Below are 11,288 nucleotides of genomic sequence, written 5' to 3' on the forward strand. Positions count from 1 at the left end.
GAACACCGGCGCAGCCGGTGCCAGCCACCGCGTCGCCGGGTTCTCTCGGGGTCGGTTTCAGGACGCGCCTGGTCGCCCGCGTGCAACCCAGCCGCGCCAGACCTGCCATGCTCTGGGGATGCCCATGGACCGAGCGCGCCCAGACGCCCGGCCAGCGGCAAGGAGGGTGCCCGCACCGCGCCACCGTGACGTGCGCGGGCACCACAGCTGAACACCGCCGGACACTGGCCCGCCGCAAGGGCCGGGCCGGGTTGCCGAGGTCTGCTGTATGCCTGATGAGTTGAAACACCTGCCATTGATCCAGCGCGTCCTGGCCCGCGAGAAGGACACTCCCGGCGCGCTGCTGCCGATCCTTCACGCCATCCAGGCCGGTGCCGGCTACATTCCCGACCTTGCCGTCGGCGAAATCGCCCATGCCCTGAACCTCAGCCTGGCCGAAGTGCGCGGGGTGATCAGTTTCTATCACGATTTTCGTACCACGCCGCCTGCGCGTCACACCTTGCGCCTGTGCCGCGCCGAATCCTGCCAGAGTCGTGGCGCCGAAGCGTTGGCCGCGCAGTTGCGCGAGCAATTGGGGCTGGATGACCATGGCGTTAGCGCAGACGGCGCGCTCGACCTGCGCCCGGTCTACTGCCTGGGCGCCTGTGCCTGTTCGCCAGCGCTCGAACTCGATGGCCAGTTGCACGCCCGGGTCACCCCTGAACGCCTGCGGGCCCTGGTGGCTGGCTGCCGCGAGGAGGTGAAGGCATGTTGAACCTGTGCATTCCCTGCGACTCCCTGGCCCGTGCCGTCGGCGCCGACCAGGTGGCCGAGGCATTGCTTGCCGAAGCCGCCCGCCGCCAGCTGGCGCTGCATATCAAGCGCACCAGCGCCCGCGGCCTGTACTGGCTGGAACCTTTGATCGAGCTGGAGAGCGACCAGGGTCGCCAGGGCTTCGGTCCGGTGACCGTCGAGGACGTGCCCGGCCTGCTCGATGCCTTGGCCGGCAACGCCACAGGCCATCCGCTGGCGCTGGGGCCGGTCGAGGAAATAGCTTATTTGAAGACTCAACAACGCTTGCTGTTCGCCCGTGCCGGCATCACCCGCCCGTTGTCCTTGGATGACTACCATGCCAACGGTGGCTTCGAGGGGCTGCGCCGGGCCAGCGTGCTGGACGCCGAGGAGGTGGTCGCCGCGGTGCTTGAGTCTGGCCTGCGTGGCCGTGGCGGCGCGGCTTTCCCGGCGGGCATCAAGTGGCGCACCGTGCGCCAGGCCCAGGGTAGGCAGAAGTACGTGGTGTGCAATGCCGACGAAGGTGACTCCGGCACCTTCGCCGACCGCATGCTGATGGAGGGCGATCCGTTCCTGCTGATCGAAGGCATGATCATCGCCGGCCTCGCGGTGGGGGCGAACACCGGTTACATCTATGTGCGCTCGGAGTACCCGGACGCGGTGCGTGCCTTGAACGAAGCCATCCTGCTGGCTCGCGAGGCGGGCTACCTGGACGTCGCCGGCAAGGGCGTGGCCTTCGATCTGCAAGTGCGGGTCGGCGCTGGGGCTTATATCTGCGGCGAGGAAACCGCGTTGCTCGAGTCCCTGGAGGGCAAGCGCGGCATTGTTCGCGCCAAGCCGCCGCTGCCCGCGCTGGAGGGCCTGTTCGGCCAGCCGACGCTGGTGCACAACGTGCTCACCTTGGCCTCGGTACCGATCATCCTGGCCAAGGGCGCGGCGTTCTACCGCGATTTCGGCATGGGCCGTTCGCTGGGCACCTTGCCGTTCCAGCTGGCTGGCAATATCCGCCACGGCGGCTTGGTGGAACGCGCCTTCGGCCTGACCTTGCGTGAGCTGGTGGAGGTCTACGGCGGCGGCACCGCCAGCGGCCGACCGATCAAGGCGGCGCAGGTCGGTGGCCCGCTGGGTGCCTGGGTGCCGCCTGAGCAGTTCGACACGCCGCTGGACTACGAGGCCTTCGCCGCCATCGGCGCCATGCTCGGCCACGGCGGCGTGGTGCTGGCCGACGACAGCCTGAACCTGGCCAGCATGGCCCGTTTCGCCTTGCAGTTCTGCGCCGAGGAGTCCTGCGGCAAGTGCACGCCCTGCCGGATTGGCTCGACCCGTGGCGTGGAGGTGGTCGACCGGCTCATCGCCAGCACCGACCCGGCCTACCGGCAAAGCCAGGCGGCGTTGCTGCGCGACCTGTGCGACACGCTGCAATACGGCTCGCTGTGCGCCATGGGCGGCATGACCGCCTACCCGGTAGCCAGCGCCCTCAAGCACTTCCCCGCCGATTTCGGCCTGGAGGCCGCGCAATGATCAACTACTTCGACCCCCGCAGCGACATCGACCTGGGCACCCCCGAGCGGATCAGCGAGGTGCAGGTCAGCCTGGTCATCGACGGTCGCGCGATCAGCGTGCCGGCCGGCACCTCGGTGATGCGCGCCGCGGCCATGCTCGGCACCAGCATCCCCAAACTGTGCGCCACCGACAGCCTCGAGGCCTTCGGCTCGTGCCGCATGTGCATGGTCGAGATCGACGGCATGCGCGGCTACCCGGCCTCCTGCACCACGCCGGTGGGCGAGGGCATGGTGGTGCGCACGCAGACGCCACGCCTGGCCGACCTGCGGCGCAACGTGATGGAGCTGTACATCTCCGACCACCCGCTGGACTGCCTGACCTGCTCGGCCAACGGCAACTGCGAGCTGCAGACCGTCGCCGGTCAGGTCGGCCTGCGCGAGGTGCGTTATGGCTACGATGGCGCCAACCACCTGGCCGAACAGAAGGATGTGTCCAACCCGTACTTCGATTACGAGCCGAGCAAGTGCATCGTCTGCAACCGCTGCGTGCGCGCCTGTGAGGAGATCCAGGGCACCTTCGCCCTGACCATCAGCGGGCGCGGCTTCGCCTCGCGGGTGGCGGCGGCGGGGGGCGACAACTTCCTCGAGTCCGAATGCGTGTCGTGCGGCGCCTGCGTGCAGGCCTGCCCGACGGCGACCCTGAGCGAGAAAAGCCTGATCCAGCTAGGCCAGCCCGAGCGCGCGGTGACCACCACCTGCGCCTATTGTGGCGTGGGTTGCTCGCTGCGCGCCGAGATGAAGGGCGACCAGCTGGTGCGCATGGTCCCGGACAAGCACGGCGGCGCCAACCACGGCCATGCCTGCGTCAAGGGGCGCTTCGCCTGGGGCTATGCCACCCATCCGGACCGCATCACCAAGCCGATGATCCGCAAGCGCCTCGAAGATCCCTGGCAGGAAGTCAGCTGGGACGAGGCGGTGGCTTATGCCGCCAGCGAGTTGCGGCGCATCCAGCTCAAGTACGGGCGCGATTCCATTGGCGGCATCACTTCCAGCCGTTGCACCAACGAGGAAGCCTACCTGGTGCAGAAACTGGTGCGCACGGCGTTCGGCAACAACAACGTCGACACCTGCGCGCGGGTCTGCCATTCGCCCACCGGCTACGGCCTCAAGCAGACCCTCGGCGAATCCGCCGGTACCCAAAGCTTCGACTCGGTGATGCAGGCCGATGTGATCCTGGTGATCGGCGCCAACCCCACCGACGCCCACCCGGTGTTCGGTTCGCAGCTCAAGCGCCGCCTGCGCCAGGGCGCGCGGCTGATCGTCATCGACCCGCGGCGCATCGATCTGGTCGACTCGCCTCATGCCCGCGCCGAACTGCACCTGCAACTGCGCCCCGGCACCAACGTGGCCATGCTCAATGCCCTGGCCCATGTGATCGTCAGTGAAGGCCTGCTCGACCAGCGCTTCATCGATGCCCGCTGCGAGACCGAGGACTTCGCCCGCTGGCGTGATTTCGTCGCGCTGGCGGACAACGCGCCCGAGGTGCTTGGCCCGGTGTGCGGCGTGCCCGCCGAGCAGATCCGCGCCGCCGCCCGGCTGTACGCCAGCGGCGGCAATGCGGCGATCTACTACGGCCTGGGCGTCACCGAACACAGCCAGGGCAGCACCGCGGTGATGGGCATCGCCAACCTGGCCATGGCCACCGGCAACATCGGCCGCGAAGGGGTGGGGGTGAACCCGCTGCGTGGGCAGAACAACGTGCAGGGCTCCTGCGACATGGGCTCCTTCCCCCATGAGCTGCCCGGCTATCGGCACATCTCCAATGCCAGCGTGCGTGCCGAATTCGAGCAGGCCTGGGGCGTGACCTTGCAGCCTGACCCCGGGCTGCGCATTCCGAACATGTTCGAGGCCGCGCTCGATGGCAGTTTCAAGGCGCTGTACTGCCAGGGCGAAGACATCGCCCAGAGCGACCCCAACACCCAGCACGTCACCGCCGCGTTGCTGGCGATGGAGTGCGTGGTGGTACAGGACATCTTCCTCAACGAGACGGCCAAGTTCGCCCATGTGTTCCTGCCGGGCAGCTCGTTCCTCGAGAAGGACGGCACCTTCACCAACGCCGAGCGGCGCATCTCGCGGGTGCGCAAGGTGATGGAGCCACTGGCCGGCAAGGCCGACTGGGAAGCCACCATGGCCCTGGCCGGCGCGCTGGGATACCCCATGCACTATCCTGACCCGTCGGCGATCATGGACGAGATCGCCCGCCTGACGCCTAGCTTCCACCGCGTCAGCTATGCCGAACTGGAGCGCCATGGCAGCCTGCAGTGGCCGTGCAACGATGTCGCGCCCGATGGCACGCCGACCATGCACATCGAGCAGTTCGTGCGCGGCAAGGGGCGCTTCATGCTCACCGGCTACGTGCCCACCGACGAGAAGGTCAACAGCCGCTATCCATTGCTGCTGACCACCGGACGCATCCTTAGCCAGTACAACGTCGGCGCCCAGACCCGACGCACCGGCAACGTTGCCTGGCACGACGAGGATCGCCTGGAAATCCACCCCAGCGACGCCGAGAGCCGCGGCATCGCCGATGGCGACTGGGTCGGCGTGGGGAGTCGCGCCGGGCAGAGCGTGCTACGCGCCAAGGTCAGCGGCCGGGTGGCGCCGGGCGTGGTGTATACCACCTTCCACTTCCCCGAGTCCGGGGCCAACGTGATCACCACCGACAATTCCGATTGGGCCACCAACTGCCCGGAATACAAGGTTACCGCGGTGGAGGTGGTGAAGGTGTTCCAGCCCTCGGAGTGGCAGAAGCGCTACCAGCATTTCAGTGAAGAACAGCGGCGCTTGCTCGAGGAACGGCGCCAGGCGGACAAGGTGGAGGTGCGTCGATGAGCAATGACAACCTGGTCAAGATGGCCAACCAGATTGCCCACTACTTCGACAGCGAGCCGGATCATGCCAAGGCGGTGCAGGGCGTGCGCCAGCACCTGCAGAGCTTCTGGACGCCGGCGATGCGCCGGCAGCTGGCCGCGTGGGTCGAGGCGCATGCCGGGGAGGGGCTCGATGCGAAGGTGCGGGAGGCGTTGTAGCCATTCACCGGCTGCTACCGCGTTGGCAGGTTCGCCAGCAAGGCTGGCTCCTACAGGGCAGGGGCGGGACAACGTGTAGGAGCCGGCTTGCCGGCGAACACTGGCAGGCACCGTGTTGGGGGCGCCACAAGGCTGGCTCCGACAGGTGTTGTCAGGGGCATTGGCAGAAATAGACCAGCTCCGGGTCGCCGTCGTCGAGGTGCTCGATCACCCCGCTCTCGACGAACCCCTGCCGCTCCAGCAAACGGCGCATCGGCGCATTGGAACGATTGCTCGAGGTGAACAGCTTGTGCCCCGCGCAATCGGCTTGTATCCATGCCAGCAGCGCCCCAGCCACCCCCAGGCGTCGTTGGTTGCCCGCCACCATCAGCATCTCGATGAACGCGCAGCCGAAAAAATGCCGGTGCGTCACCGCATAGGCCACTACCTGGCCTTGTATCTCGGCCACCAGGCAACGGTAATGCCCGAGCCAGTAGGCAATCTGCCCGGCGCGCCGTGGCTCCTGGCGCGCGAGGCTGTCCAGCGCGACCAGGGCGTCATGGTCCTGAGCCGTGGCTATACGTATGTGCATGGCGCGATCTCCGATAACGGTCATCCGGCGATTATCGACGCCCAGGCCCTGCCTGGCGAGGCAACATGAAAAGTCCGTCATCTTTGCCGGCTTGCCCCAGGGCCGGTGCTACGCTCGCAAAAACACCGTCACGGAAGCCCACCATGGACATGAACTGGCACCAGGCCTTGCAAGAGAGCCTGCGCTGGCTGGCAATCGCCTCATCGATTACCCTCGTCTGCTTCACTGTCTGCGCGCTGCTGGCAGTGCGCCATACCCGCTGGGGCGCCCAGTTCTGGCAGTTGGCCGGGCCCTATTTCAGCTGGCGGCGCAGTTGGCGGCCACTGCTGGCCTTCGCCTTGCTGCTGGTGCTGACACTGTTCGCGGTACGCCTGAACGTGCTGTTCTCGTTCTGGTACAACGGCTTCTACAGTGCCCTGCAGGCTCTGGACCAGACCGCGTTCTGGTACCTGCTCGGCGTGTTCGCGGTGCTGGCGAGCATCCATGTGCTGCGTTCGCTGTTCACCTTCTACGTCACCCAGGCATTCACCATTCGCTGGCGGGTGTGGCTCACCGAGCGTCTGACCGCCGACTGGATGCAGGGTGATGCCTACTACCGTGGGCAGTTTCTCGCAGAGCCGGTGGACAACCCCGACCAGCGTATCGAGCTGGATGTGAACGCCTTCGTCACCGGCTCCGTGTCGTTGGCGCTGGGGGCTGTAAGCGCGCTGGTGTCGCTGGTGGCCTTCACCGGCATTCTCTGGGGGCTGTCGGCGCCGCTGACGGTGGCCGCCATCGAGGTGCCGCGGGCGATGGTGTTCGCGGTGTACGTCTATGTGCTGATCGCCACCTGGATCGCCTTCCGCCTCGGCCAGCCGTTGATTCGCCTGAATTTCCTCAACGAGCAGTTCACCGCCAATTTCCGCTACGCGCTGATGCGCCTGCGCGAAAATGCCGAGAACATCGCCTTCTACCAGGGCGCGCAGGTGGAGCGGGGCACCTTGCTGGGCCGTTTCTTCACCTTGATCGGCAATGCCTGGGCGCTGGTGTTCAGAAACCTCAAGTTCAGCGGTTTCAACCTGGGGGTCAGCCAGGTCGCCGTGGTGTTCCCGTTCATTCTCCAGGCGCCACGCTTCTTCAGCGGCGCGATCAAGCTGGGCGATGTGATGCAGACCGCCCAGGCCTTCGGCCAGGTGCAGGACTCGCTGTCGTTCTTCCGTGAGTCGTACGACACCTTCGCCAAGTACCGCGCTACCCTCGACCGTCTGACCGGCTTTCTCGATGCCAACCAGCAGGCCAGCGCCTTGCCTCGCGTGACCACCGTCGAGCAGGCCCACGCCCTGGATATCCTGGGGTTGCAGGTGCTGCGTCCAGATGGACACGCGCTGATCGCAGACCTGCGCCTGAACCTGCAGGCCGGCCAGGCGCTGCTGATCAAGGGCCCCTCGGGCAGCGGCAAGACCACCTTGCTGCGCGCCCTGGCCGGGCTCTGGCCTTATGCCCAGGGTGAAGTGCGCCGACCCTTGGGCCAGCAATCGTTGTTCCTCGCCCAGCGCCCGTACCTGCCCCTGGGCGACCTGCGCACTGCCATCGCCTATCCGGCCGCTGGCCTGCCGACGGACGATGCGCGCATGCAGCAAGCTTTGCAGCAGGTCAACCTGGCGCACCTGGTCGAGCGCCTCGGCGAGCAGCGCGACTGGTCGCGCATCCTGTCGATCGGCGAGCAACAGCGCTTGGCTTTTGCCCGGGTGCTGTTCAACCGGCCGCAGGTGGTGTTTCTCGACGAATCCACCTCGGCCATGGACGAAGGGCTGGAGCATGCGTTGTATGGGCTGTTGCGCCGCGAGATGGCGGACAGCCTGCTGGTCAGCGTCGGGCACCGCAGTACGCTGGCGGGGTTTCATTCCCATCGGCTGGAGGTGGACGGGCAGGGGGGCTGGGCGTTGTTGCAACAACAAGGGGTTCAAGCGCCAGCTTGATCCTCCACGGCGCTCGGTGCGCCAGCAAGACCGGAACAGACCATAAATGCCGTAGGAGCCAGCCTTGCTGGCGAACACCGGCGTCGCCGGTGCCAGGCACCGCGCGCTCTTATGATTCACAGGGGTGTCCGAACGGGAGTCAGCCATAGCCCTGCCAGCGTGACCAAGGCGAACACGCTTCCCATCATGAAGGTCGCCTGGTAGCCCAGCCAGTCCCACAGCCCGCCGGCCAGCACGCTGGCCAGCAGCAGCGCCACCCCGGTCAGCAAGTTGAACACCCCGAACGCCGTACCGCGCAGGTGCGTCGGGGCATGGTCGGCGATCAGCGCGGCGAAGATGCCCTGGGTAAAGCCCATGTGCAGCCCCCACAGGCCCACCCCCAGCGCCAGGCCTGGCCAGCCCGGCAGCCAGGCCAGGACCAGGTCGGCGATCACCAGCAGGCCCAGCCCGGACATCAACACACCGCGCCGGCCAACCCGGTCCGACAGCGCCCCGGCGGGGTAGGCCGACAGCGAGAACGCCAATGACATCACCACCAGCACTCCAGGCGCCCACAGGGCCGGCAAGCCCAGGGCCTGGCCGCGCAGTAGCAAAAAAGCCTCGCTGAAGCGCGCCAGGGTGAACAGCGTGGCGAGGACCGCCAGCCGCCAATAGCCAGCGCCCAGGTGCGTCAGTTCACCCAGCGCCAGCGGTGCCCGCGCCGGGCTTGCGCTAACGCTGTCGGGCTCGTGGACGAAAGCCGCCAGCACGTAGACGGCCAGGCACGCCGGGATCACGGCCACCCAGAACACTGCCTGGAAGTGGCTGGCGGTCAGCCACATCAACAGGATCGCCAGCAGCGGGCCGATGAACGCGCCCACCGTATCCAATGCCTGGCGCAGGCCGAACGCCGCGCCGCGCAGCTCGGCCGGGGTGATGTCGGCGATCAGCGCATCCCGCGGTGCGCCGCGGATGCCCTTGCCGATACGGTCGACGAAGCGCGCGGCGCTCAGCCATTCCAGCCCAGAGGCCAGCGGGAATACCGGTTTGCTCACGGCGGCCAGGCCATAGCCGATCACCGTGAGCAGCTTGCGTTTGCCCAGACGGTCGCTGAGGGTGCCGGAAAACACCTTGGTGATCGACGCCGTGGCTTCGGCGATGCCTTCGATCAGGCCTACCGCGAGCACCGAGGTGCCGAGCACGGTGACCATGTACAGGGGCAGCAGGGCGTGGATCATCTCCGAGGAGATATCCATGAGCATCGAGACCCAGCCCAGGGCCCAGACGCTGCGGGGGATGGGGTGATGGTCGGGCATGCTGCTCTCGAGGATGGCGTCGCCTTCACTGTAGCCGATGTCGCCCGCGAGCCAGGCGGCTCCTACAGGATTGCGTAACGCGCAAGCCAATCGTCAGGACTTGAAACGCCCCACCAGCCCCTTCAATTCATCAGACGTCCATATACCGCCACATATTTTTTTGCGTACAAAAAATACAGATATTGTTCTTTTTTTCGGAACTCACTGATTAACAAAGAATAATTAATCAGATGGAACAGGCAGGGTGAACGGCCCCTGAAAACTTTCATTTTTACTGGCCGTTCGTTCATTGACGCAGGCGTTAATGGCTAAATAATATCGCGCCTTTCGCACCGGCAGTTCATTGCTTCGAAGGACCGAACATGGAGCTTTTTGCCCACGGCGCACGGTGGTGCGCTGCCTTGGCTGGCCTTTGCCTGGCCGTCACCCTGAACCCGGCCATGGCCGCCTCGCCGATTCTGCCGGGGGACCAGGAGCTGATCCGCGATCGCCAGAACCGCTTGCTTGAAGAACAGCAACGGCGTCTCGAGGAGCTCAAGGATCTGCCCGGCGAGCGGACCGCGCCGGCGACGCCCACGGCGCCGAGCCAGAACCGTTGCTTTGCGATCAAGACCATCGAGCTCAAGGGCGCCGACGCCCTGTCGGCCAGCGAGCGCGACAGCCTGTTGGCACCCTATGTCGGCCAATGCCTGGGCGTCGCCCAGCTCAACGAGCTGCTCAAGGCCATCACCGACCGCTATATCGCCAAGGGCCTGGTCACCAGCCGCGCCTACCTGCCACAGCAGGACCTGTCGTCCGGTCACCTGCAGGTGCTGGTAGTCGAGGGTCGTCTCGAAGGGCTCAAGGCCGTCGAGGGCAGCAAGCTCAGCGCCCGCGAGTTGGACATGGCGTTTCCCGGCCAAGCCGGCGACCTGCTCAACCTGCGTGAAATCGAACAGATGGTCGACCAGCTCAATCGCCTGGCGTCCAACCAGGCCCGCATGCAATTGACCCCCGGCCAGGCCGTCGGCGGCAGCGAGGTGCAGGTCGCCAACACCCCGCAAAAAACCTGGCGGGTCGGCCTGTCGCGCAGCAACGATGGGCAGAAGAGCACCGGCGAGCAGCAGTGGGGCAGCAGCTTCGAGTGGGACAGCCCGCTGGGCCTGGCCGACCAGTTGGTGCTGCGCGGTGGCCATGATGCCATCAGCGACCACCAGAAGACCTCGCGCAACGCCGCGTTCTACTACAACCTGCCGTTCGGCTGGTGGAACCTCAGCTACAGCTACAGCCAGAGCGAGTACCGCGCCCTGGGTGAGGCGGCCAACTACAACTTCAAGCAGTCCGGCGACAGCCAGAACCACCAGTTGCGCCTCGAGCGGGTGATCCACCGCGACTCGCTGAGCAAGACCTCGCTCAACAGCGGCCTGAGCTACCTGCGCACCAACAACTACATCGAAGACAGCCGCCTGGCCAACAGCAGCCATCGCCTCAGCGAAGCGCAGTTCGGCATCAATCATGGTCGGCGCATTGGCGGCGCCTTTCTCAACATCGACCTGGGCCTGCAAGAAGGCATCGGCGCCTTCGACGCCCAGCGTGAGCGCGAGCGTGATAACAACGGCAACCGCCTGCCCAGCGCTCGATATCGCAAGTACAGCGCCACCGCCAGCTACCTGCAGCCGTTCAAGGTGCTGGGCGAGTCGCTGGTGTTCAGCAGTCTGGTCACTGGTCAGCGCAGCGAGGATCGCTTGTTCAGCCCCCAGCGCATGAGCCTGGGCAGCCAGTCCTCGGTGCGTGGCTACAAGGACCAGAGCCTGAACGGCGACAGCGGCTACTACTGGCGCAACGACCTGCGCTGGAGCCGCCAGGTGGGCTGGGACTGGCTGCGCCCGGTGCTGGCCGAGTACGGCCTGGGCCTGGGCTACGACGTCGGTGCGATCAGCCATGACCGCTACAGCGGCGCCCAGCATGGCCGGGTGTCCAGCGATTCGCTCGAGCTGTTCGCCCGTGGTCGCAACCTGTCGGCCAGCGTGACCTTCGCCCATTCCCTCGAACGCCCGGACGGGCTGCTCGAGCGCGAGGCGCCCGTCTACTTGCGCCTGGACCTTTTCCTTTAACCCCGCTTG

The 11,288-nt window shown here is 66.4% G+C and carries 8 protein-coding genes; 6 read left to right on the forward strand and 2 right to left on the reverse strand.

Translation table 11 applies throughout. From position 1 onward, the window contains the following. The first annotated feature begins 268 nt into the window (after positions 1-268). Genes E3U47_RS06170 through E3U47_RS06185 form a run of 4 tightly spaced genes read left to right on the forward strand, consistent with a single transcriptional unit; the run spans position 269 to position 5,362 of the window. Positions 269-754, forward strand: coding sequence for a formate dehydrogenase subunit gamma (locus tag E3U47_RS06170; protein ID WP_134690115.1), 486 nt, complete (start codon positions 269-271; stop codon positions 752-754). Continuing rightward, on the forward strand, positions 748-2,292 hold the full coding sequence (locus E3U47_RS06175) for an NADH-quinone oxidoreductase subunit NuoF (protein WP_134690116.1): 1,545 nt from the start codon (positions 748-750) through the stop codon (positions 2,290-2,292). Before E3U47_RS06170 ends, E3U47_RS06175 begins: the two co-directional genes overlap by 7 nt. Then, positions 2,289-5,165 carry a formate dehydrogenase subunit alpha gene (fdhF, locus tag E3U47_RS06180; RefSeq protein WP_134690117.1) on the forward strand — a complete coding sequence of 959 codons (2,877 nt, stop codon included), beginning with the start codon at positions 2,289-2,291 and terminating at the stop codon, positions 5,163-5,165. Before E3U47_RS06175 ends, fdhF begins: the two co-directional genes overlap by 4 nt. Then, on the forward strand, positions 5,162-5,362 hold the full coding sequence (locus E3U47_RS06185) for a formate dehydrogenase subunit delta (RefSeq protein WP_134690118.1): 201 nt from the start codon (positions 5,162-5,164) through the stop codon (positions 5,360-5,362). Before fdhF ends, E3U47_RS06185 begins: the two co-directional genes overlap by 4 nt. Before the next feature lie 151 nt (positions 5,363-5,513). On the opposite strand, the gene E3U47_RS06190 is transcribed toward E3U47_RS06185, so the two are convergent. Next, on the reverse strand, positions 5,514-5,933 hold the full coding sequence (locus E3U47_RS06190; RefSeq protein ID WP_134690119.1) for a GNAT family N-acetyltransferase: 420 nt from the start codon (positions 5,931-5,933) through the stop codon (positions 5,514-5,516). Between the two features lie 143 nt (positions 5,934-6,076). Between E3U47_RS06190 and E3U47_RS06195 the strand changes: the two genes are divergently transcribed. Further along, a complete protein-coding gene (locus E3U47_RS06195) occupies positions 6,077-7,891 on the forward strand; it encodes an ABC transporter ATP-binding protein/permease (RefSeq protein ID WP_134690120.1) in 1,815 nt (604 codons plus the stop codon). Positions 7,892-8,007: 116 nt separating this feature from the next. Here E3U47_RS06195 and E3U47_RS06200 read toward each other — a convergent pair whose 3' ends face one another. Beyond that, on the reverse strand, positions 8,008-9,186 hold the full coding sequence (locus E3U47_RS06200; RefSeq protein WP_134690121.1) for an MFS transporter: 1,179 nt from the start codon (positions 9,184-9,186) through the stop codon (positions 8,008-8,010). Between the two features lie 362 nt (positions 9,187-9,548). Here E3U47_RS06200 and E3U47_RS06205 point away from each other — a divergent pair, with 362 nt between their 5' ends. Continuing rightward, a complete protein-coding gene (locus E3U47_RS06205) occupies positions 9,549-11,279 on the forward strand; it encodes a ShlB/FhaC/HecB family hemolysin secretion/activation protein (RefSeq protein ID WP_134690122.1) in 1,731 nt (576 codons plus the stop codon). The last annotated feature ends 9 nt before the right edge of the window (positions 11,280-11,288 follow it).

The sequence above is a fragment of the Pseudomonas sp. RIT623 genome (genome assembly GCF_004519305.1).
Taxonomy (GTDB): Bacteria; Pseudomonadota; Gammaproteobacteria; order Pseudomonadales; family Pseudomonadaceae; genus Aquipseudomonas.